Below are 21,020 nucleotides of genomic sequence, written 5' to 3'. Positions count from 1 at the left end.
ACTGGTTCCCCCGGTGATTCTATTCGCGTCCAGCGGCTCACATACCGCTGCCATCTCGATGCTCTTGTCTCTACATTCCGAATAGTATTACTATTCGAAAACTATCGCCATCCCTATGCGGGCGACATCGACGACGATGCGAGGTTCCGATGACCGACGGCTCGACGCTCGCGGATCACCGCGCCGACGATCCCGCAGACACACTCCCGGCCCTCCGGCGTGCCAGCGCGTTGCTGGACCCGGCACGCTGCAGGCAGTCTCCCGCCGAAGTCGACGGGTATCTCGATGTCCTCGGCGCGGCTCCTCCGGCCGCGCAGGGCTTCGGGCAGCGACTCATGCGAACCCGCTTCTACGCCGGTGTCTACCAGTTGGGGCGGCCGGTCGGGTTGCGCCTGGCCAGCCTCCTCGAGGCGCCCGGCCGCGACGCCGACCGCGCTCGCACGGCGGCCCGGCTCGGACTGCGTCCCGGTGCGACGGTGTTGGATATCGCCTGCGGGCCGGGCAATTTCACCGGTTGGTTCGGCACCCGGGTCGGCCCGGACGGGCTGGCCGTCGGGGTGGACGCCTCACGCACGATGCTGGCCAGGGCCGTCGCCGACAATTCCGGCCCGTCGGTCGCCTACCTGCACGGCGACGCCGAACAACTGCCGTTCGCGGACGAGGTCGCCGACGCGGTCAGCTGCCTGGCCGCCCTGTATCTGATCAACGAACCGTTCCAGGCCATCGGCGAAATGTGGCGAGTGCTGAAGCCGGGCGGGCGCATCGTGATTCTGACCAGCCTCGGACCGGGTGGGCAGCGCGGCCGGGCGCACGTCACCACCATGGAAAAGCTGTCGAGCGTGCGCATGTTCGGCCGCGACGACATCACCGGGTGCCTGCGCGAGTGCGGATTCACCGAGATCGACCAGGTCGAGGCGGGAATCGCCCAAACCGTCACCGCCACCAAACCGCACAGGGCAACACCATGATTCGAGCGACCGCCGGGCGCGCCATCGCCGCGCCGACACGCGTCACATACCGACTGGTGAGCGGCCTGCCGATGGACAATCGCCCCGTCGAGTTCGAGTTCGAACCGGTCGCCACAGGCACTCCAATCCGGATGACCGTGCGCAACGATCCGTTACCGCACGAGGTCGGCGTCGCGCGCTCGAGTAACTGAATACAGTTGTCCGACAACAACTTTCCAGGAGAATCCCGATGACGAACGAACAGGATTCAGCACCCGCGAGCACGAGCAGGACCGCTCGCTCGGTGGCGATCCCGCTGTCCACCATGGTGTGGTCTGCGGCCGTGGCGGTGCTCGTCATAGCCCTTGTCACCGCCGTGGGCTTCCTCATCGCCGCGCGGGGCGAGCTCTCGGACCGGGACTCCACCGCCAAGGCGAATACCCACGCCGAACAGGTCGCCGGCGATTACGCGGTCGGTGCCGCGACGGTGAACTTCGCCGACTTCAACGCCTGGGTCGGCAAGCTCAAGGCGAATACCAGTCCCGCGTTGGCCGCCAAGTTCGACACCACCGCGCCCAAGCTGCAGGACATCCTCACGCCGCTGAAATGGACCTCCACCGCGACCCCGATCACCGCCAAGGTGATGTCGGAGTCCGGGGGCGTCTACAAGGTGAATGTCTTCGTCAACGTCACCTCCACCAACGCCCAGAACCCGGACGGGGCGCAGACCACGGTCACCTACAACGTGACCGTGGATCGCAACGCCGACTGGAAGATCACCGACGTCGGCGGCATGGACGGCGCACTGCCGCTCAAGTGAGCCGCCGTACCACCAGAGCACGAGAGAGAACTGACGATGACCCCGAGTCCACATCCGCTCCAAGCCGAACTGGCCGAGCCACAGGACGTGCTGAACCTGCTCACACCCGCCGAATCGGAGCAACTGCTGACGCTGCTGCGGCGCGCCAAGCTGACCCAGCAGCGCAACCTCGACGCGGCGATCGACAGCGGGCTCGAGGCGCTCCCCCGGCTGGTGCGCATTCCCGCCCGCAAGATCCTGTTCGGGCGGTGACGGCATGACCGATGTGGTGACACGCGCCCAGGTCGCCATCCTGGCCATGCTGCTCGAGGTCGATCCCACCGAGCTGGCGGGCCTGGAACGCCTGGGTGCGGTACCGGTGATGCGGCTGCGCGAACGGATCTCCGAGGAGTTGTTCGACACTCTCGCACCGACTTTCGCGCGGGTCAGCAAGCTCGCGCCGATCACCCCCAACGCGCTGGCGATCACCGTCGCGCAGAAGGCCATCCCGCCTCGGGTCGCGGGACTGGGTGGCGGCGCGATCGGCATGGACCATCCCGATCGTGCCACGGGGATACTGGGCGGGATGTCGCCGAGCTATCTCGCCGATGCCGCGCCCTATCTCGACCCTCGCGTCATCCCGGTGTTCGCACCCAAGATCCCTGCCGAACTGCTCATCCCCGTCGCCGAGGAACTACTGCGCCGCGGGGACTATTTGACGGCTTCCCGCTTCGTCGAACAAGCGCCCGAGGAGCTGGTCCGCGCATTCGACCTCGGCCTCGACGATGACGAGGGACTGATTCGCACAGCGGCACTGCTGGTTTCGGCACAGCGGCTCAGCGAGATCCTGCGCACGGTGCGGCCCGCTCGGCGCGAACGCATGATCACGAGTGCGGCCGCGGGATCACCCGAGGCCATCGTCGCCGCGCTCTCGACGCTCGCCCGCATCGACCACGACCTCGCCGCGCCATTGAGCAATCTGCTCTTCTCCGGCGACGCCGACTCGATCGCGCGCGTGCTCGATGCCGCGATCACCAACGACGCGGTGCCCGAACTCCTGGATCTCACCCAGCACCTGACCGCCGACACCCTGGACCGCATCGCCGCCACTCATCAACTCGATGCCGAATCATCTTGGCGCGCAGTGGAACAGGCCGCCATCGGCGAACGCCGCCGGGCCGCCGCGCAGCGCCTCGGCGATGCCCGACCGAAGACCCCCTGAACCCCGGTCATTCGCATCCGGACTTACCCCTCGTGATGCGTTGACCGGCACGAACGGCTCCGCCCGACCGAAACTGCGCAACCGCCCAAGCGCAGGTGGGCGGAGCCGTTCACCCTCGATCCCACGTGGCGATGACCTTCCCCACCGCTGTCACCGGCGGCTCACCGTACAGCCATTCGCGGGCGATGCGATGCCAATTGGCCGTGGCGCGCAACTGGCCCAGCACACCCATGGTCATGAAATCGGCCCGGCGGGAGAACACGTGATCGGCCGGCCAGTGATCGATTGTCTTCGCCCCCGGGCTCGCGCCCCGCGGATCGAAGGTGGCGACCATCGCCGCTGTCGCCAATTCCGGTGTGACCGTGATCTTTTCATCGACCAGGCACAGTTGCGCGGCGGTATCGACATAGTCGAGACAGTCCAGGGCCGACAACCCCGAATCGGGTGTGAGGATCCCGTAATCGACGAACAGAGCCCGCAGATCCTCGGCCCGGCCCTCCGCCGCCGCACGCAGCGATTGCCGTTCCCATTCGACGTGGCTCGGCCGCATCTTCTTGTACAGCCCGAAGTCGACGAAACCGACCCGCCCATCGCGTCCGAGCAGCACATTGCCCGGATGCGGATCACCGCAGAACTCGTTGTCGCGGAACATCGATCCGACATAGAAGCGGTAGATCAGCTCACCGATCCGGTCGCGCTCCGCATCGGGCAGCTCGCGCATCCGCTCGAACGGCACGCCCTCGAAGAACTCACTGACCAGTACCCGCGTCGATGAATGCTCGACGATCGCGTCCGGCACGGTCACAAACGGGTGCCCGCGAAAACGTCGCGCCAGCCGATGCTGCACCCGGGCCTCGGCGAGGTAGTCCAGTTCGTTCTCCACCCCCAGCTGCACCTCATCGATGATCGCACTGTGCGCGAAGGCCGGAAGCTGGACGCTCAGCGCCTTGGCGAACATCGCCATCATCCGCAGATCGGACTTCACCGCGCGATCGATCCCGGGATACTGCACTTTCACCGCGACATCCCTGCCGTCGAGCAGCCGTGCCCGATGCACCTGCCCGATCGACGCCGACGCGATCGGATGCTCCCCGAACTCGGCGAACACCCCGCCCAGCGGTCCCAGATCCGCCTCGACCACCGCACGAATCGCATCGAACGGCAGCTGCGGCGCACTGTCGCGCAAGCTCGCCAACCGCGTCCGCACCCGCTCGCGCTGTACCGGGGGCAGCATCTCCAATTCCAGCATCGACAGCGTCTGCCCCACCTTCATGGCCGCGCCCTTCATCCCCCCGAGCACCACCACCAGCTGATCCAGCGCCGACACCGCCAACCGCTCGTTGAGCATCTCCTTGGCCCGCTGCGACCGCCCGATCACCGACAACCGCCCACCCGCGGCCCGCAATGCCTGCGTCGCGACGACCTTGCCCAGCATCCGCCCGCGCACCACCTGCCCGGCGGGAATCCGCCCGAGCGAACTGTCTCCGCGATCCTTTCGGCTCACCGGGCACGCCCGCCCGCCGCGAGCCCCACCCCGGCCACGCGACTCCACCTCGAATGCTCGGTCACCCTCACGCACACAACCCTAACGTCCTCGCGACCACTCGATTCGCCGCTGAACCATCGACGCCGATCAACCCCCGTGGCAGCGGGCGATGTCCGACGCTAACCCGGATCGATCTCCGCGACCAGAACCCTGAGCAGGCGGGTGAGGAGGGCGGCGGGTGCGGGCCGGTCCACGAGGGAGACCTCAATCAAGTCGTTTCGACCCTGATCGACCAGATGAGCGCGCTGTTGCGCCGACGAACGCTCAACGTGCCGCAGTCGGCCCAAATCGCAACCACTAGTCGGCCTTCCTCCGCCCACCGCTCGGCCGATTCGATCAGCGCGGTCAGCGGCATGCGAGGACATCCGGGCACCGACCAGCACCCACGCTCGCCCCAACGTCGTAATCGCCAGCAACGGCGAATTTCGTCGCCGAGCGGCACATCCTGGAGGAGTTTCGCCCCTGGTTTGTCCTGCTTCTTGTGCCCCTCGGCATTCGGCAAGTCAGTGCGTTGATCATGCTCGGTGGGCATACCTACGAAATGGCCGACAATGACGAACCCAAGGATCCTCCACGCCGCAGGAGCAACCGGCAGGAACCGCCGACCGCAGAGTTCGAGATCGTGATCGCCGAAGGCGCCGAGGGAGAAGCGCTGGCACGACGCCAGGCGGAGGTGCTGTGGGAGGTCACCAAATGGCAGGCATCCCGACAACAACAGCCACCCGGAACCTGAGTGCGGGACACTCTCCGCCCGGAGACCACTACCGAGGCCCCCTAGCGCCGACTGCTCAGGGCGAAATCGGCTTCGATGACCAGTTGGCCAGCAAGAAGATGCTGGTCGGTACTGTTCCCATCTATATCGATTCCTGCCGGGGGCGCTCACCAGGCTTGACCTTTACCCAGGTCAGGCCGGGTACCCACACCAAGTACCCAACCACCGAAACAGAGAAACCCCAGGTCGCCGGTCGCAGGTTCGTTTCATCGGGGGTTGCTGACAGCTAGCACCCCAGCTCAAAGCACCTATAGAGCAGGATAGCCAGCTGACCAGCCGCGCAACAGGCAGGTCAAGTAAGTCGGCCGTCGGCCAGAATCTCCAGATCCCGCCACCGTTCGTCTCGAATCCGCTTCGACGGCTCAATATTTGACGCGGATCATCTCCAGGTGGCCCGCTCCGCTTGTCCGGCTAAGGGACCAGACCTGGCCGAACTTCGTTCCCGACAGGCGGCTGTCGACACCGGTCAGTGGCCTTGCGACCCGACTCCATCGAGAATGATGCCGACGCTGGTCTCGACATAGGCGGCGGTGAGGGGTTCGGCTCGCAGCATCAGCCGGAACCACAGGGCGCCGGCCAGCATGTCCATAATCGCCGACGCGGAGGCGGAAGCCGAGAGTTCGCCGCGTTCGACGGCCCGGGTGAAGACCGATTGCTCCCGGGCGAGGCGTTCGGCGAAGAAGGCGCGTCCGGTCGCCGCGAGTTGTGGCCGGGTCGGGGCGGCGGCGAGGACCGCGGTCACAATGGGCGCGGTGGCTTCGGCCGTCAGCAGGCGAGCGATGTCGGTGGCCAGGGCCAGTAGATCACCGCGCAGGGTTCCGGTGTCGGGGATGGTGATGGCGAGGATGTCGGCGGTGGTGAGCGCCGCAGCGAACAGGGCGTCTTTGGACGGCCACCAGCGATACAGCGTGGTCTTGTTCACGCCGGATCGCTGGGCTACCGCTTCCATGGTCAGGCCGTCATATCCGTGTGCGGCAAGCAGTTCCAGGGTTGCGGCGTAGATCGCGTCCGCCCTCCTGGGACCGGTGCCGGTCCGAGTCACAGGGGCTTCCATATCGGCAGAATACAACGCTACGTTGCGGTGCAGTATGCAGGTCGGTTAGCGTTTGCAACGCAACGTTGTGTTGCATCGAGGAGGACGTGATGTCGGATCTTCTACCCATCGTTTTCGTGCACGGCATTCGACTCAGCGGCGCCGCCTGGACGGTCGTCGCGGAGCATATGGGCCGCCGCCCGATTCTCGCCATCGATCTACCCGGACACGGACAGCGGCGTGACGAGCGGTTCACGTTGCCCGCAGCGGCCGAGACGGTACTCGAGGCCGTCGATCAGCTGGGTGGGCGCGCGCTGGTCGTCGGGCATTCGCTCGGTGGGTATGTGAGCATCGCCGCGGCGGCGAGGGCACCCGAGCGGGTTGCGGGGCTGGTAGTCGCCGGATCGACCGCCGTGCCCAATCGAGTTCTGATGTCGCCGTTCTCGCTCATGCATCGCATCCTGTCGGCGCAACCCGACGGCGGCGAACGGGTCAGCGGACGGATATTCGACGCGTCATTACCCGAATCCGTGGCCCGCGCGGTCAAGAACGGCGGAATCGCCACCGAGGCGATTCCCGATGTGGTTCGTGCATTGGCGAAATTCCATGTGCTCAGTGGACTTTCCGCGTATCCCGGTCCGGTCTGGCTGGTCAACGGCGCACACGATCATTTGCGGTTGCACGAGCGGCGATTCGCCGAGGCATGCTCACACGGCCGGTTGCTCGTGGTTCCGCGCGCCGGGCACTATCTCCCGCTGGCTCGTCCGGAGGATTTCTCCCGCATGGTCCTGGACGCGGCCGCTGCGGCCGCGTCCCCGGCCCTTGCAGGGTGACGAGACGGGATCCCCTGCAGGAGATTCCGTCCCGCCCTTCCCCACTGAACCGTCGAATTCTGTTGTCAGTGAGCGACGTGATCAGCTGGTTCCCTCTGAAGTCCGGCCGCCAGCGCTGACGGCCACCAGTTGTAGCCGCCCAGCAGATTCATCAACGACGGCACCAGCAGTACTCGCACCAGTGTCGCGTCGAGCAAGATCGCGAACGCGGCGCCGAATCCGAGCATCTGGACCGGTGCGAGCCGGGAGGTGACGAGCGCGCCCAAGGGGATGAGCAACAGCAGCGCCGCCGCTGTCACGAGCGGACCGGTGCGCGCAAGCCCTTGGGCGACAGCCTCTTTCGACGATGCACCCAATTGCCTGGCCTCGGTCATTCGGTGGAACAGAAATGAGGCGTAGTCGGTGGAGAGTCCGTAGGCCAGCACCCCGACGATTACCAGCGAACTCACCTCGAGGCTGGGCAGCCCGCCCATCGGGGTGTGTTGGAAGACCAGAACGAGTACCCCGAGCGTCGCGCACAGCGTGAGCGCGCTGATGAGCGCGTTCTTGATCGGGATCACCACCGATCGAGTGAGCACCCCCAGGAACAATCCACTCACCACGATGAGCAGCAGTGCCACGTAGGGCAATCGGGTACCGAGGCTGTGCAGCAGTGAATCGAACCGAGCGACCTCACCGAGTACCGCCGCATCGGGGAAGGCCGCGCGTACCGAGGCCAGGATCTCGCGGGCACGCGGCGAGGTGGAGGACGCGTCGATGGTCGCATTGAGCAGACTCGAACCGTCGGCCAACACCGTCGGCGGATCGACCCGCACAATGCCCGGTTGCGACACCAGCAGCCGCTCGGCGTGGTCCGCGGATTCGCTGGGGCCGAGAACGACGGTCAGCGCGGTATCGGCGTGTTCGAAGTCCGCGCGCAAGGCCGAGGTGACCCGGTGCGCATCGGAATTCGCAGGCAGCACATCGGTGTCGTAGCCCTGCAGCCGTGCCCCGAGAGCCGGAGCGGCTAGCAGGAGCAGCAGCATCAGGCCGATCGCCACGATGGGGACCGGTCGTCGCCCGACGTAGCCGCTCCACCGAATCCATCGGGACGCCGCGGACATCGGTTCGCGCCGCCCGCCGAGCGCCTCGATCCGATCGCCGAGCAGCATAAGCACGGCCGGCAGCACGAGGAGCGCGAACAGTAGGCAGGCGGCGGTGAGCGCGATGCCCGCCAAGCCCATCGAATAGAGGAATCGCTGCGGGAAAAGGCAGAGTGTGGCGAGGGCCGACATGACGGTGAGTCCGCTGAAAAGTACGGTGCGCCCGGCGCTGAGCATGGCGGCGGCGACCGCGGCCGGCATGTTCGCGTCGCGCCGTTCCTCGCGGAACCGCGACACGATCAACAGGCTGAAGTCGATCGCCAACCCGGTCCCGAGCGCGGTCATCAAATTCAATGCGAACGTGGACAATTGCAGCGCCTGCTGGAAGGCGAGCAGCACGAGAAAGGTGGTCGCGATGCTGAAGCCCGCCCCGACCAGAGGCACGGCGGCGGCGACCGCGCCCCGGAATACGAAAAACAGGGCCAGCACCAGTAACGGGAAGGCGACCATTTCGGCGATGAAGAGGTCCGCGGTGGAGATTTCGGCGGTGTCGTGATTGGCCACGGTCGGCCCACCCACGAGTACCCGATCGCGCAGGCCAGGTTGTTCGCCGAGCCGGTTGCGCACCTTGTCGAGCAGATCTTTGTCGCCGCCGCTCGCTGGATCCAGGGCGACCTGCAGGTATGCGCGGGTTCGATCCATGGACAGCATCCGCGAATCGTGGGCGGTTTCGAAATCCAGGACCCGCACCACGTGCTCGCTGCTTTGCAAAGCGGTGCGAGCCGCACCGACCTCGGGGCAGAGTTGATCTCCGGTGGGCGTGCAAGAGACGAGGACTTGGAGTCCTTGCTCTGGATCGATGCCGGTGCGGGCGGTGTAATCGGCCATCGCGGCGGCGAATTCGGAGGCGGGATCGTCGTAGTCGGCGAGCGAGGCGGTCAACTTCGGCGCCACCAGCAACGCGCTGACCGCTCCGCACAGCGCGAGCAGCAGCGCGGCGGCAGCGACCTGGCGGGGCCGCAGAATCGCCAGTACAGCAAGCATTTTCACGCGACAGCCTCCCTGACAACCGTCAGATCGATACAGGTCCAGTAGTTGTGGCCGCTGGAAACGGCCATCACCCGCGCGCCGTCGGCCATATCCGAGGAGAACGTGTCGAGGTTTACGAGCACATCGGCGGCCAAGCAGTGACCGTTCGCCGCGGTCTGCCGCAGCACCGGGGTCTTCTCGAAGCCCCCTACGCGGGCGAACATCTGGATGACGGTGTCGCCCAGATTGCCGCAGACGAGATGGTCGTAGTCCGCGGCGCTGGCATCGGTGAAGAAGCCACGAAACGCGCGTTGGACCCCGGCAACCGTTCCCCGGACCATATGCATGGTGTCGACGCCCGGATCGACGGCATGCATACCGTGGTCGACCGCTGGTGTGATGCGGCCGATACGCCATCCTGTGCCCGATACGTCGAGGGAGACGATGGCGGCCGCGGCGGCATCACTCATCAGGCATGTCCCGGCATCGACGAGCCTGGGCCTCTCGTCCCAGATATCGGTAGTCACGATGAGGACGGTGCGGTGCTCGCCGAGCCGCACCGCGTTGCGGGCGACGGCCAGGGCTGCTCCGAAGTTCGCGCATACATTGCCGGTCACCGCGAAACACGGCGTGACGGTCGCTCCGATCGACTCCGCAAATCGATTGGGGTCCTTGCTGATATCGGTGCGAAGGTCGGTCGATTCGGTGGAGTACAGGATCAGATCGAGGTCTTGGGCGGTCAATCCGGCGCGGTCCATGGATACAGCGGCGGCCCGCTGCGCGAGCTGCCATGGTGCGCAATGGGCTTGGTAGTAATGCTCGATGCCCTCCTGCGCGGTGCGTGTGCGGATGGACGAATCGGCACCGAGTTCATCGAGGAAAGATCGACGTTCGCCGTGCGCCCAGCCGATCGAGTGCAGGTAGGCGGCGTTCGTCATGACCGGCTCCCGGCAGTGGTCGCGACGCTGTCGAATCGAAGTGCCGGGCCCAGCAGTGTGGTGAGGAGCGTGCGCATGGTCTCGTCGAAGGCCGCGAGCGCGATGGGGTCGAGAATCGTTGCCACATCCGGCATTCCGAGATCGAAGCTCGCCACGATCGATACCCGCACCTCCCCTTCGGGTGTCGTACCGACTCGCCAGCTCCCGGCGAGTTCAGCGAAATCCCCGACTATCTGCCGGAATTCGATCCTGTCGGCGGCGATGCTGACGTCGTCGCGTTCTCGCCATTTCAGGATTCCGCCGTGAAAGCGAACTGCCCATTCGGAATAGCGGGCGCCGTCGTCGGCGACGGTCACCGACAGTGACTCGATGACGTTCGGTACGACCTCGGGATAGCGGCCGAAGTCCTCGATCAAGGCGAAGACGGCCTCGGGCGTCCTCCCGGACACCGTTGCGTGAAGCTGATATTCAGGCATGTTGCAGAGTTCCTTCCCGATGGCCGGCGGTCCCGCGTGCCCAGTAGTCCAATGCCCGTTCCAGCGATGCGAGCGGTCCGGCGGTGGTGGGCCGGTAGTCGCCCACAGCGGTGGGTCCTGGGAACGGCTCGACGATCGACACGTAGGGTGCGACGTGGGTGAAAAGCGTGTCGATGCGACGGGCTGACCGATCATCGAGTGCCGACAGGAAGACCGGACGGATCAGGCGCTCATACTGGTCGCGGTCGATGCAGCGCGGAATGCGCACGGCAGCAGCGGAATCGACGCGCGGTTCGGCGAATGCGCGCACAACCTCCTGCACCGAGGGCGCGGCGGAGCCGGCGGTGAGCCATACCTGATCGAACCCGGTAGTCCCGGTGGCGAGCGCGGCTCGCGCCAGGTGGGCCAGTGCGGCCCCCACGACATCCTGCGGGATGACATCGACCAGTGCATCCGGCGAGCAGGGCACAAACGGCAGTTGACTGCCGCGCACCAGTTCGGCCAGCCGATAAAGGCCCTGATAGCTCGCGATATGTCCATCGCGGGAGTCACCGATAACGATCGAGGGCCGCACGATCGTCCAGCGGCGTGCCCGATCGGTCACGAGCTGTTCCCCAGCCCGTTTGGATTCCGCGTAATGCATTCGGATGCCGGTGTTCTCTGGCCGGTCGATGGCGGCGACGAAGGCCGTACTCACGTGGATGAGCGGCACGTCCGCATCGTTGGCCAGCTCGATGGCATGCCGGGCGCCGAGACAGTTCTGCCGGACCAGTTCGGCCGGATCGGCATTGAGCTGAGTGTTGGCCGCGGCGTGGACCACACACCCGATGGAATCGGCGAGCCGAGCGTATTCGTCGGCGGACAGGCCGAACCTCGACTGGGTGATATCGCCTGTGATCGTGGGTATTCCGGTCAACCGGGTGCGATGGCCGAGCACTGTGTACGAGCCGAGGGTGAGCTGTTCACGCAGCGCCGTGCCCACAACCCCGGCCGCGCCGGTGACGAGGATCGGTGCGGAGGTCAAGACGCACCACCATCGAAGGATTCGACGGCCGCAGCGACTGCGGCCCAGTCGCCGTCGTGGCGGCGGTCCAGCGCGTGGATCCAGCGCTCCAATCCGAATGCGACACAACTGGTGTGCACCGCCTCACCAGCGTGCCGGATGCGCGCCCGGTCGCCGAAGAAGTTGCGATGGCTGTTGAGTGAGGCGATCGCGACGTCGTCGTCGGTGAGTACCTCCTCCTTGACCGGGAGCAGTCGTTGCATGACGGCACGAGAGCTGTTCGGGTCGAAGAACGGATCGGTCGCTGTTTCCACGCGGACGCGGAGGCCGAGGTGCTCGGCGAGGGCCAGGATCCGGGGCTTGAAGTAGACGAGGTGCTCGATGGCGTGCTCGGCGGATCCGAGCGCGACCAGTTCGCGCATCGTGAAGTGGTGCAAACGTCGCAGGCCGCGATATTCCCGCTCGTTTCGGCAGCATCGGCCGTTGACCGTGATCACCACGGGGCGGTCGAGTTCGGAATCCGCGAGCGCAGCGTAGATGCCGTAGCAGGCCGCGGAGGCGATGAACAGCCGCTCACGCTCGACGGCTTCCACCCGCACCGTCGGTATCGCGGCCACCGCGAGATGCGGAAAATTGTCGAAGTAGTCGAAGGCGGCCAGCTGCGATTCGGCCAGCAGAACCGGTAGATCCCATTCCTGGCCGTCGATCTCGCGCGCCCAGCGCTGGAATATCGAGTCGAGACCAAATTTGACCCGGGCGACGCGCGGTCCGAGTACCGCGAGTCCGTCGGCGGTGCGGTAGCCGGTTCCGGTGGTAGAGATCATCGTTCCCCCTGTGTGAAGTAGGCGGCGCGGAGTTGCCCGAGCGTGCGAATTGTGCCCAAATCCACTGTGCCCATGTCCATTTCGGATCCAGTGAGCTCCTGCAACAGCAGCAGGAATTCCACCAGACCCAGCGAATCCAGGGTCCGGCTCTCGATGAGGTCCAGATCGGGATCGGCTCCGGTGAATTCGGGGTTGCGGATGGCGAGGAAGGCGACGATCTCCTCCATGGGGTCGTCGGTGGCGCGAGGCGGTGTGGTCATCGAACCCATGACCCCTCGTAGAGCCCGAGCCTCAGGTAGAACCGGTCGAGGCGGCGCATGATGTCGGAGTGCACCTGCCGCCGGGCGGGATGCCCGAGCAATCGCCGACGGAGTGCCAGGGGATTGGCCACGCCCGCATAGGCATAACAGCGTGGGTTGTACATACTCGCCACCGAGTGTTCGATGTAGTTCTTGATGTAGGTGGCCACCGCCGGTTTACCGCAGGCACCACCGTTCTCCAGCGCCTCGGCGTACAGCCATTCGACCAGTCGTTTGCCGAAGGCGACGTGCCTGTTCTCGTCATGGTGGTGCGCGTTATGCAATTCAGCCACGATCGGCGGCACCACAGTGCTCGTGCCCAGGCGCGCGTTGTAGTAGTCGAAGAGTTCCTCGAATATCAGGATTCGGCTGAACACCACGAAATCGTTCCAAGGTCCCGCATCCGCGTCCGTGGTCGCGGCGAGTGGGCTGGGCGCGGCGGCCGGGTACACGCCGTCCCAGTATCGATTGCAGAATTCGGCGAAGAACCACATATGGTCGTTCTCCTCGCCGAGAAAGTGATGCAGATATTCCGAAGCCCGCCGATAGCGGGGCGTGTGTATCCGGATCGCGACCTCGCCCATGAGCTCACGGATGCCGTGCACGTGGAGGCTGAAGAAATTGATGGTCTCGGCCTGGGACAGCCGGATCGATACGTCACCGTCCAGAATTTCATCGGTGCCGTGAACGGTAAGGAATTCCGGGTCCATCCACCACGAGTCGCGAGGCACGTCTGCGGGCCAGTCGAATCGGGTGTACGGGTTGTAGTATCCGCGGCGCGACAATTCTGATAGCCGCTCCAGCACCGCGTCGAGTTTTGCAGACATAGTTTCCTTGGTCGTGGTGGGCAGCGGGTGAGCGCGCCGACGACGTGACGTTCCGAGCATGCGGACACGACGGTGAGTGTTCAACGGGTTACGTCACAACCTGTTGTGCTGGAATCGATTTGATCGTCGAGACGAGTCGGGATGGTCATGTGACCGACGGCGCTCTTGTGCTTATCTGAAAGATCCGTCAGGCTTGTGCCTGACACATGTTTGTCACCGTGTACGACACGCGTTCAGGCTGTGGCCGACGCGGTGCGGCGAGCTCCGCCGCCAGTGGAAGGAGTTCCGGGACATGCAGACGAATCGGACATCGACTGCGAAGGCGCGCCGCAAGCAGGCCGCAGCGGAGTTGATGTCCGCTGTACGCGACCTGTTGGAGGCGGGAACCGCGTTCTCCGACATCACGATCCAGCAGATCACCGAGCGCGCGGGAGTGTCTCGGCCGGCGTTCTACAGCCACTTCGTGGACAAGAACGAGTTGCTGTCGCGGCTCGTCGCCGAGGCGCTCGCACCGGTCACCGCCCGGATGAGTGAGCAGATGGGCGAGTGGCCGTCCGGCCCGGAGCATATGCCGAACGCGCTGCGCGCGGCCATCGGTTACCTCGAACCGCACCGGGTGGTGATCGCCGCGTTTCTGGAGGTAGCCAACTATGACGCTGACGTCGCGGCCGTCCTCAACGCGTCGAGCAAGGCGTTCCGTTCCGAGCTCGCGGAACGGATTCGACGGCAGCAGCGCGCAGGAGTCGCGCTCGACGGGGAGGCTGACACGATCGCCTTCGCGCTGTCCGCGCTGGCTATCGAATTGATCCGGGAGTTCGTCAATGGCGAGAACGGCGTGGATTCCGAACGCTGGGTCGAGGTCATGTCCCTGGTTTGGGGCCGTGTCGTCTACGGCGACCAATCACGAACCGCAACGCCCTGATCGCCGTTGGTGATGTCGTGGAAACGACCGAGCGGGTGGTTCCGCCAATCGTGGCGGAACCACCCGCTCGGCTTGGAGCGCTACACCGGTTTCAACCAACCGCCCGCGCGATAGCGAACAGTGTGGAGAAGACGGCCACGGTGGCGATTACCACCGCTATCAGCACTCCCCCGGCCAGCGTGATGCCTCGCCACTCGTAGACCACCGTCATCGTGGCGGCCACCACGATCGCGGAATCGACCGCCACGACCAGGACCGTCGCTCGATCGTCGTGCGCGAGGTAGTCCCGCCACGCCACCATCGCACATCCGGTGACCATGAAGAACGCTCCCGCGAAAACCAGCAGTCCGGTCGAAAGACCGTGGCGCACTACAGCGAAGCCCGCGGCGATCGCGAGCAGCGACGCGCCTCCGGCCACTTTCATCGCGCCGCCGATCAGCAATATCGACCGGGCCGCCGGGGACACGATTGGTCCTGTCGTCGAAGAGATTTCGGATTGCCGCACCGTCAACTCCAGCCGATCAGCTTCAGCATCCGCAGCCCCGCAGTAGCCACCATCGCGAACCTCTCGTCATCGAGGAAGGCAGGCGCAGTGATGCCGTGCAGGCGTTGGACAGCGACGGTCTGCGGTTCGGTGTACTTCAGGAGCCCTTCGACACCGTGGCGACGGTTCAGGCCGGAATCCCGCATGCCGCCCATCGGGGCGTCGACCGAAGCCCAGGCAGCGGCGTACACCTCGTTGATATTGACGGTCCCGGCCTTGATCCGCGCGGCGACCGATCGGGCGCGTGTGATGTCGGTGCTCCAAACGCTCGCGTTGAGACCGTAGCGCCCGTCGTTCGCATTGGCGATCGCGTCGTCCTCGCTGGTGAATCCGAAGATCGAGACCACCGGTCCGAAGGTTTCCTCGGTGAAACACAGAGCCTCGTGTGGTGTCTCCGCCAGAACCGTCGGCTCATAGAAGTACGGTCCGAGATCGGGCCGTTGCCGACCGCCCGCGAGTAGCACAGCACCTTTGCCGAGCGCGTCCTCGACGTGTTCTCGGACGGTTGCCAGCTGACCGGCGTTGATCAGCGAGCCCATATCGGTATTCCAGTCGAAGGAAGGTCCGAGTCTCAGTGCTTCGACGCGGGCCAGGAATGCGGACAGGAATTCCTCGCGGATGGCCTCGTCCAGGTACAGGCGCTCGATGGACACGCACAGTTGTCCCGCTGACGAAAAGCAGCCTCGCACAGCGGCTTCGGCGGCCTTGTCGATATCCGCGTCGGCCAGCACAAGCATGGCGTTCTTCCCGCCGAGCTCGAGGGTGCAGCCCACCAGCCGCGCCGCCGCCTGCTGGGCGACAAGCTTGCCGGTCGCGGTGGAGCCGGTGAAACACAGGAAGTCCGCATGGTCGATGACCGCGCCGCCGATCACGGAGCCGGAGCCGGACACGATCTGCCACAGGCCGCGCGGCATGCCGGCCCGATGCAGTAGGTCCACCGCGAGCAGTGCGGTGAGCGGAGTCTGGGAATCCGGCTTCTGCACGATGGCGTTACCGGCCATGATCGCGGCCAGACCGTCGGTGACACCCATGGACAGCGGGTAGTTCCAGGGTGAGATGATCCCGACGACGCCCTTGGGCTGATGCAGCACCCGGGTTTGGGTCAGTACCGGGATTGCGCCGGTACGCCGTTGCGGGGCAAGAAATCCGGGGCCGCGCCGGGCGTAGTAGTTCGCGACGAGTGCGGTATCGAGCACCTCGTCGAAGGCATGTTTGCGGGCCTTGCCGGTCTCGCATTGGATGAAGTCGAGGAGCGTCTGCTGCTCGTCCAGCACGAGATCATGGAAGTCGGACAGCACCGCCGCCCGCGCGCGAGGTCGCAGTGCGGCCCATTCACTTTGTGCCGCACGAGCTTCAGCGAATGCGTCCTCGACGTCGTCGAGCCCCGAGGTCGGCATGACCGCCAGTGGTTCCGCCGTCATCGGTGCGTACACGGTACTGGTTCGGCCGCTGGTCGCCGGAATCAGTCCGATCAAGCGGTCGACGAGTTCGCAATCCAGTTCGCGACGGGAAAGCGCTTCGGATGTAGCAGGTGGTGTGGACATGCTGTCTCCAAACAATGTTGAGGCAGAAGGGAATCAGGGAAAGGCCGAGTTTCAGCGACCGGTTCCGCCGTGCACGACGGCGACCTCGTCGCCGCCCAGATCGAATGCCGAGTGCAGCACCTTCACGGCCTCGTCCAGGTCGGTGTCCTTGACCAGCACCGAGATCCGGATCTCGGAGGTGGAGATGAGGTCGATATTGATGCCCGCGTCGGCGAGCGACTCGCAGAAGGTGGCGGTCACGCCCGGGTGCGACTTCATGCCCGCGCCGACCAGCGACACCTTGCCGATGTGGTCGTCGTACACGACCTGGGAGAAGCCGATATCGCCCTGCTGCTTGGTGAGCAGTTCGACGGCGCGCGGGCCCTCGAGCTTGGGCAGGGTGAAGGTGATGTCGGTCTTGCCGGTCTCCACCTTGGAGATGTTCTGCAGCACCATGTCGATATTGATCTCGGCGTCGGCGACCGCGCGGAACACCTTGGCGGCGTAGCCCGGCTTGTCCGGAATGCCGACCACGGTCACCTTGGCCTCGCTGCGGTCGTGCGCGACGCCCGTGAGGATTGCTTGCTCCAAGGGGATGTCCTCCATCGATCCGGTAATCATGGTGCCCGTTTTGTCGGTGTACGAGGACCGCACGTGGACGGGCACGTTGTAGCGGCGCGCGTACTCGACGCAACGCAGCATGAGAACTTTCGAGCCGCAGGCGGCCATCTCCAGCATTTCCTCGTAGGAGACGGTGTCCAGCTTCTGGGCGTCGGAGACGATGCGCGGGTCGGCGGAGAAGACGCCGTCCACGTCGGTGTAGATCTCGCACACATCGGCATTGAGCGCGGCGGCCAGCGCGACGGCGGTGGTATCGGAACCACCGCGGCCCAGCGTGGTCACGTCCTTGCTGTCCTGGGACACGCCCTGGAAGCCCGCGACCAGCACGATCGTGCCCTCGCCGAGCGCCTGCTGCACCCTGCCGGGGGCCACATCGATGATCTTGGCGTTGCCGTGCGTGCCGGTCGTGATGACACCGGCCTGCGAGCCGGTGAACGAACGGGCCTCGGCGCCCAGCGAGTGAATGGCCATGGCGACCAACGCATTGGAGATGCGCTCACCGGAGGTGAGGAGCATGTCCATCTCACGAGCCGGAGCGGCCGGCGCGACCTGCTGGGCCAGATCGAGGAGTTCGTCGGTGGTGTCGCCCATGGCGGAGCACACGACGACCACATCGTGGCCCTGCTTCTTGGTCTCGACGATCCGCTCAGCGACGCGCCGGATGCGCTCGGCGGTGGCGACCGAGGATCCTCCGTACTTCTGGACGATCACACTCATGATATGTCCTTGTGCACCAGTATCTTTCGCTATCTGGCCGCGGCCCGGGCGAAGGCGCCGGCGAGGATCGGCACCAGCTCGGCATCGGTGAACATGGTGTAGTGGTTGCCGGGCACGGGCACGATCTCGACCTCCCCCGCCAGATGGGCCAACCATGCGTCCTTCGCCGTGAGCCGAATGCGCAGTGACGCGAGTTCCTCCTCCGGATGGGCTTCCATCGCGTCGAAGATCACGCAACGCCCGGTGAATTGGGAGTCGGGGTAGTAACCCTTGAGCGCGTTGTGGTTCTGCCACCAGGTGCGGGCGAAGCCGGCGATATCGGCATCGGAGATGTTCAGCCAGTCGGGTCGCGCGTCGAGCAGGCCGGGCAGGTCGGCCAGCGAGTCCGCGGTGCGGCCCGCGGCGATGGCCAGCCCCGGGATCGCGGCCGAGATCATCTGCGGCAGCGCGGTGAGGAATTCGGTCTCGGTCAGCTCGTCACCGAGGTAGGCCAGCGGAGCATGCGAATCGAACAGGTAGAGCTCGGTGACCTGCTGACCGGCGGCCTGCAATTGCAGTGCCATTTCCAATGCCACATTGCCGCCGAACGAGTACCCACCCAGCCGATAGGGCCCTTCGGGCTGAATTTTCCTCAGCTCGTGCATGTTTCGCCGCGCTAGCTCGCGAATCGTCGGTACCTCGCCATGCGGTGGTGCGGTGAACGCGATCATCGGACCGCCTTCGGTCAGGTGGCCCGCAAGTCGGCTGTAGCCGAAATTCGTGCCACCCGCGGGCGGCACGAGGAACAGCGGGCTGCCCACGCCCTCGCGGATGGTGACGGTGGCCGCGACCTGCGCGGTGCCGTCGATAACCGCGCTGATGTGCGTGGCGATGGCACGGAGCGTACGCAGACCTTCGAAACCCTCGAAGTCGAATTGGACGCCGAAGTGGTCCCGTGCCGTGGTGACCAGATCAACCATGGCGATGGACTCCCCGCCGGCATCGTAGAAGTCCGAATCCAGCCCGATGGTGTTGTCTTCCAGGAGATCTCGAACGGTGTCTAGAACGAACCCGGCGACATCAGCCGATCCTGCGGCTTCGGGACCTGGTGTGGGGGCGCGGCGTTCGCGGGGCTCGGAGACGCCGTCGGGCTCGATCCAGCAGGACTCGGTGTCGAAGGAGTAGGTCGGCAGCGAGATACGGTGCGCCGGAGCCGGATCGGAGCCTCCTGCCGCAGGCTCGGGCAGCTCGCCGACGGTGAATCGCTCCAGGATCTCGGCGGCCTCGGAGGTCGTCTCGGCATCGAAGGTGAGCGTCTCGGGGAAGGACTTCCGTCCGGTGTGTAGCGTCCAGGCGAGATCGTCGATGCGCACCGCCTCGCTACGCAGGTGGGCCGCCAACCGGGCAGCGCCACGCCGCAGCGCGTCCGCGCTGCGGGCACTGAGTGCGATCCGGTGGAGTCCGCTCGGCTGCGCCCGATCATCGGGTGCCGGAGTATGGCGAACCAGGACGGCGTGGGTGTTGGTGCCTCCGAGCCCGAACGAGCTCACCCCGGCGGCGGTCAGCGGCTGATCGGGCGAATGCGGTTTCGTGTTGATGTCGTAGCCCGAACCTGCCAGCGGCACTTGGGGATTGGCCTCGGAGTAGTTGATCTGCGGCGGTACGACCTGATGGTGCAGTACGAGGGCGGTCTTGATCAGGCCGACGACGCCCGCCGCGGCGTCGAGATGACCGACATTGGCCTTGATGCTGCCCAGCAGGCACGATTGCGGTGCGCCGCCCGGTGAATCGGCGTGGGCGCGGGACAGTGCCCGGAATTCGATGGGGTCGCCCAGCGCGGTGCCGGTGCCGTGGGTCTCGACGTAACCGATCGTGTTCGCGGCGACACCGGCGGCGGTGAGGGCCTGCCGGATCACCCCGGCCTGCCCGGTGACGCTCGGCGCGGTGAAGCCGATCTTGTTGGAGCCGTCGTTGTTCACGGCGGTCCCCGCGAGCACCGCGTAGACGGTGTCCTTGTCGGCGACCGCGTCCGCCAGTCGTTTGAGCACGACTACGCCGCAGCCATTTCCGCGCACAGTGCCACTGGCGTCTCGATCGAAGGGACGGCAGTGCCCGTCGCGCGAGCCGATGCCACCCTCCTGGTAGAGGTAGCCCGCAGTCTGGGGAGTGACCACCGAGACGCCACCGGCCAACGCGATGTCGTTGTCACCGCTGCGCAGCGAGGATATGGCCTGGTGAACGGCCACCATCGAACTCGAGCAGGCGCTCTGAACGGTAACCGCGATTCCACGCAGCCCCAGTTTGAAGGCGATGCGAGTGGCGATGAAGTCCTTGTCGTTGCCGATCAGGATCGGGTAGTTCAGATCCTCGACGCGGTACCGGGCGTTGCGCTGAATATTGTTGAGCAGATAGGTGCTCAACGTGGTAGCGGCAAACACGCCGATCCGGGACGGGTTGCCCGAGGCCACGATCGCTGCGTCTTCCAATGCCTCCCAGGCGGTTTGGAGCAACAGGCGATGCTGTGGATCGGTGATCTTGGCCTCGTGCCGGGTGAAGCCGAAGAAGGCGGCGTCGAACTGGTCGATATCCGCCAGTTCGGTGCCTGCGGGAATGTACTGCGGGTTGTCGATGAGGTCGGTCGGCACCCCTGCAGCCAGCAGTTCGTCACGATCGAAGCGCCGCACCGATTCCAGGCCGTCGAGCAGGTTCCGCCAGAGGGCGGTGTGATTCGGCGCGTCGGGCAGGCGGGCCGCCATGCCGACGATCGCGATGGGCTCGTTCGAAAACTGTTCGTGCATTTCTGCTCCGTTGTCACTGATTTGAGTGCGAAAGAAGATCCGGGTGCGATGCCAGGCCGGAGATGCGATCGAGAAGGTCGCGCAACTCGTAGACCCGCCGGCTGACGCCGGCTTCCCACCCGGTCGGTAGTGGGTGTTCCTCGGCGCACTGGTCTCCGATGTCGCCCATAGCGGTCATCAATCCCAGTGACTGCGCAACGAGGGCGCCGTTCAGTTCGGACAGGAAGCAAGTAGGTGTGTCTTGTTGAAATGCCATGGATTTCCCCCTCCGCAGCGGATGTGTCAC

General features: G+C 65.6%; 21 protein-coding genes. 7 read left to right on the top strand and 14 right to left on the bottom strand.

Going from position 1 to position 21,020, the window contains the following annotated elements; all coding sequences use genetic code 11:
• The first annotated feature begins 149 nt into the window (after positions 1-149).
• The 4 genes from D7D52_RS26570 (at position 150) to D7D52_RS26550 (ending at position 2,968) form a co-directional block, all read left to right on the top strand.
• Positions 150-968: a methyltransferase domain-containing protein gene (locus tag D7D52_RS26570; RefSeq protein ID WP_120740633.1), complete on the top strand. Its 819-nt coding sequence runs from the start codon at positions 150-152 to the stop codon at positions 966-968.
• A 229-nt stretch (positions 969-1,197) separates the two neighbouring features.
• Positions 1,198-1,767 carry a hypothetical protein gene (locus D7D52_RS26560; protein ID WP_120740629.1) on the top strand — a complete coding sequence of 190 codons (570 nt, stop codon included), beginning with the start codon at positions 1,198-1,200 and terminating at the stop codon, positions 1,765-1,767.
• A 36-nt stretch (positions 1,768-1,803) separates the two neighbouring features.
• Positions 1,804-2,019: a hypothetical protein gene (locus D7D52_RS26555; protein ID WP_120740627.1), complete on the top strand. Its 216-nt coding sequence runs from the start codon at positions 1,804-1,806 to the stop codon at positions 2,017-2,019.
• A gap of 4 nt (positions 2,020-2,023) precedes the next feature.
• The gene (locus tag D7D52_RS26550; RefSeq protein ID WP_120740625.1) at positions 2,024-2,968 is read left to right on the top strand and encodes a hypothetical protein; all 945 of its coding nucleotides are present in this window, start codon (positions 2,024-2,026) and stop codon (positions 2,966-2,968) included.
• A gap of 109 nt (positions 2,969-3,077) precedes the next feature.
• On the opposite strand, the gene D7D52_RS26545 is transcribed toward D7D52_RS26550, so the two are convergent.
• Positions 3,078-4,403 (bottom strand): ABC1 kinase family protein, encoded by a 1,326-nt coding sequence (locus D7D52_RS26545; RefSeq protein ID WP_120744483.1) that lies wholly within the window; start codon positions 4,401-4,403, stop codon positions 3,078-3,080.
• 592 nt (positions 4,404-4,995) lie between these two features.
• On the opposite strand from D7D52_RS26545, the gene D7D52_RS26540 reads away from it, so the two are divergent.
• Positions 4,996-5,247, top strand: a complete 252-nt coding sequence (locus D7D52_RS26540; RefSeq protein ID WP_162958562.1) for a hypothetical protein — start codon at positions 4,996-4,998, stop codon at positions 5,245-5,247.
• A 505-nt stretch (positions 5,248-5,752) separates the two neighbouring features.
• Here the strand turns inward: D7D52_RS26540 and D7D52_RS26535 are convergent.
• Positions 5,753-6,340, bottom strand: coding sequence for a TetR/AcrR family transcriptional regulator (locus D7D52_RS26535; protein ID WP_120740620.1), 588 nt, complete (start codon positions 6,338-6,340; stop codon positions 5,753-5,755).
• An 89-nt stretch (positions 6,341-6,429) separates the two neighbouring features.
• Between D7D52_RS26535 and D7D52_RS26530 the strand changes: the two genes are divergently transcribed.
• Positions 6,430-7,152 carry an alpha/beta fold hydrolase gene (locus D7D52_RS26530; protein WP_187703042.1) on the top strand — a complete coding sequence of 241 codons (723 nt, stop codon included), beginning with the start codon at positions 6,430-6,432 and terminating at the stop codon, positions 7,150-7,152.
• 65 nt (positions 7,153-7,217) lie between these two features.
• Here D7D52_RS26530 and D7D52_RS26525 read toward each other — a convergent pair whose 3' ends face one another.
• The 7 genes from D7D52_RS26525 to D7D52_RS26495 are packed head-to-tail and all read right to left on the bottom strand — an operon-like array spanning position 7,218 to position 13,714.
• On the bottom strand, positions 7,218-9,278 hold the full coding sequence (locus tag D7D52_RS26525; RefSeq protein ID WP_246024067.1) for an MMPL family transporter: 2,061 nt from the start codon (positions 9,276-9,278) through the stop codon (positions 7,218-7,220).
• A 2-nt stretch (positions 9,279-9,280) separates the two neighbouring features.
• On the bottom strand, positions 9,281-10,201 hold the full coding sequence (locus D7D52_RS26520) for a hypothetical protein (protein ID WP_120740615.1): 921 nt from the start codon (positions 10,199-10,201) through the stop codon (positions 9,281-9,283).
• Positions 10,198-10,677: a type II toxin-antitoxin system RatA family toxin gene (locus D7D52_RS26515; protein WP_162958560.1), complete on the bottom strand. Its 480-nt coding sequence runs from the start codon at positions 10,675-10,677 to the stop codon at positions 10,198-10,200. Before D7D52_RS26515 ends, D7D52_RS26520 begins: the two co-directional genes overlap by 4 nt.
• Positions 10,670-11,701 (bottom strand): SDR family oxidoreductase, encoded by a 1,032-nt coding sequence (locus tag D7D52_RS26510; protein ID WP_281279129.1) that lies wholly within the window; start codon positions 11,699-11,701, stop codon positions 10,670-10,672. The genes D7D52_RS26515 and D7D52_RS26510 overlap by 8 nt, the downstream gene beginning before the upstream one ends.
• Positions 11,698-12,504 carry a class-II aminoacyl-tRNA synthetase family protein gene (locus D7D52_RS26505; protein ID WP_120740609.1) on the bottom strand — a complete coding sequence of 269 codons (807 nt, stop codon included), beginning with the start codon at positions 12,502-12,504 and terminating at the stop codon, positions 11,698-11,700. Before D7D52_RS26505 ends, D7D52_RS26510 begins: the two co-directional genes overlap by 4 nt.
• Complete coding sequence (locus tag D7D52_RS26500) at positions 12,501-12,764, bottom strand: acyl carrier protein (RefSeq protein WP_162958558.1); 264 nt, start codon at positions 12,762-12,764, stop codon at positions 12,501-12,503. Before D7D52_RS26500 ends, D7D52_RS26505 begins: the two co-directional genes overlap by 4 nt.
• The gene (locus D7D52_RS26495) at positions 12,761-13,714 is read right to left on the bottom strand and encodes a diiron oxygenase (RefSeq protein ID WP_162958557.1); all 954 of its coding nucleotides are present in this window, start codon (positions 13,712-13,714) and stop codon (positions 12,761-12,763) included. The genes D7D52_RS26500 and D7D52_RS26495 overlap by 4 nt, the downstream gene beginning before the upstream one ends.
• Before the next feature lie 208 nt (positions 13,715-13,922).
• Here D7D52_RS26495 and D7D52_RS26490 point away from each other — a divergent pair, with 208 nt between their 5' ends.
• Positions 13,923-14,552 (top strand): TetR/AcrR family transcriptional regulator, encoded by a 630-nt coding sequence (locus D7D52_RS26490; protein ID WP_120740603.1) that lies wholly within the window; start codon positions 13,923-13,925, stop codon positions 14,550-14,552.
• 91 nt (positions 14,553-14,643) lie between these two features.
• Here the strand turns inward: D7D52_RS26490 and D7D52_RS26485 are convergent, their stop codons facing one another.
• Genes D7D52_RS26485 through D7D52_RS38010 form a run of 5 tightly spaced genes read right to left on the bottom strand, consistent with a single transcriptional unit; the run spans position 14,644 to position 20,990 of the window.
• Positions 14,644-15,018, bottom strand: a complete 375-nt coding sequence (locus D7D52_RS26485) for a hypothetical protein (RefSeq protein WP_120740601.1) — start codon at positions 15,016-15,018, stop codon at positions 14,644-14,646.
• A 41-nt stretch (positions 15,019-15,059) separates the two neighbouring features.
• The gene (locus D7D52_RS26480) at positions 15,060-16,640 is read right to left on the bottom strand and encodes a succinic semialdehyde dehydrogenase (protein WP_120740599.1); all 1,581 of its coding nucleotides are present in this window, start codon (positions 16,638-16,640) and stop codon (positions 15,060-15,062) included.
• 51 nt (positions 16,641-16,691) lie between these two features.
• On the bottom strand, positions 16,692-17,957 hold the full coding sequence (locus D7D52_RS26475; RefSeq protein ID WP_120740597.1) for an aspartate kinase: 1,266 nt from the start codon (positions 17,955-17,957) through the stop codon (positions 16,692-16,694).
• 29 nt (positions 17,958-17,986) lie between these two features.
• Positions 17,987-20,734 (bottom strand): beta-ketoacyl synthase N-terminal-like domain-containing protein, encoded by a 2,748-nt coding sequence (locus D7D52_RS26470; protein ID WP_120740595.1) that lies wholly within the window; start codon positions 20,732-20,734, stop codon positions 17,987-17,989.
• A gap of 13 nt (positions 20,735-20,747) precedes the next feature.
• Complete coding sequence (locus D7D52_RS38010) at positions 20,748-20,990, bottom strand: hypothetical protein (protein ID WP_162958556.1); 243 nt, start codon at positions 20,988-20,990, stop codon at positions 20,748-20,750.
• Between the last annotated feature and the right edge of the window lie 30 nt (positions 20,991-21,020).

Origin of the sequence: Nocardia yunnanensis, assembly GCF_003626895.1 — a bacterium.
Taxonomy (GTDB): Bacteria; Actinomycetota; Actinomycetes; order Mycobacteriales; family Mycobacteriaceae; genus Nocardia; species Nocardia yunnanensis.
This window is presented reverse-complemented; position numbering and strand designations above follow the sequence as displayed.

What these genes read in the sequence shown, in the direction of transcription:
- D7D52_RS26570 (WP_120740633.1), top strand. Translation starts at nt 150, where the DNA reads ATGACCGACGGCTCGACGCTCGCGGATCACCGCGCCGACGATCCCGCA.
- D7D52_RS26560 (WP_120740629.1), top strand. Translation starts at nt 1,198, where the DNA reads ATGACGAACGAACAGGATTCAGCACCCGCGAGCACGAGCAGGACCGCT.
- D7D52_RS26555 (WP_120740627.1), top strand. Translation starts at nt 1,804, where the DNA reads ATGACCCCGAGTCCACATCCGCTCCAAGCCGAACTGGCCGAGCCACAG.
- D7D52_RS26550 (WP_120740625.1), top strand. Translation starts at nt 2,024, where the DNA reads ATGACCGATGTGGTGACACGCGCCCAGGTCGCCATCCTGGCCATGCTG.
- D7D52_RS26545 (WP_120744483.1), bottom strand. Translation starts at nt 4,403, where the DNA reads ATGCTGGGCAAGGTCGTCGCGACGCAGGCATTGCGGGCCGCGGGTGGG.
- D7D52_RS26535 (WP_120740620.1), bottom strand. Translation starts at nt 6,340, where the DNA reads ATGGAAGCCCCTGTGACTCGGACCGGCACCGGTCCCAGGAGGGCGGAC.
- D7D52_RS26530 (WP_187703042.1), top strand. Translation starts at nt 6,430, where the DNA reads ATGTCGGATCTTCTACCCATCGTTTTCGTGCACGGCATTCGACTCAGC.
- D7D52_RS26525 (WP_246024067.1), bottom strand. Translation starts at nt 9,278, where the DNA reads ATGCTTGCTGTACTGGCGATTCTGCGGCCCCGCCAGGTCGCTGCCGCC.
- D7D52_RS26520 (WP_120740615.1), bottom strand. Translation starts at nt 10,201, where the DNA reads ATGACGAACGCCGCCTACCTGCACTCGATCGGCTGGGCGCACGGCGAA.
- D7D52_RS26515 (WP_162958560.1), bottom strand. Translation starts at nt 10,677, where the DNA reads ATGCCTGAATATCAGCTTCACGCAACGGTGTCCGGGAGGACGCCCGAG.
- D7D52_RS26505 (WP_120740609.1), bottom strand. Translation starts at nt 12,504, where the DNA reads ATGATCTCTACCACCGGAACCGGCTACCGCACCGCCGACGGACTCGCG.
- D7D52_RS26500 (WP_162958558.1), bottom strand. Translation starts at nt 12,764, where the DNA reads ATGACCACACCGCCTCGCGCCACCGACGACCCCATGGAGGAGATCGTC.
- D7D52_RS26490 (WP_120740603.1), top strand. Translation starts at nt 13,923, where the DNA reads ATGCAGACGAATCGGACATCGACTGCGAAGGCGCGCCGCAAGCAGGCC.
- D7D52_RS26480 (WP_120740599.1), bottom strand. Translation starts at nt 16,640, where the DNA reads ATGTCCACACCACCTGCTACATCCGAAGCGCTTTCCCGTCGCGAACTG.
- D7D52_RS26475 (WP_120740597.1), bottom strand. Translation starts at nt 17,957, where the DNA reads ATGAGTGTGATCGTCCAGAAGTACGGAGGATCCTCGGTCGCCACCGCC.
- D7D52_RS26470 (WP_120740595.1), bottom strand. Translation starts at nt 20,734, where the DNA reads ATGCACGAACAGTTTTCGAACGAGCCCATCGCGATCGTCGGCATGGCG.
- D7D52_RS38010 (WP_162958556.1), bottom strand. Translation starts at nt 20,990, where the DNA reads ATGGCATTTCAACAAGACACACCTACTTGCTTCCTGTCCGAACTGAAC.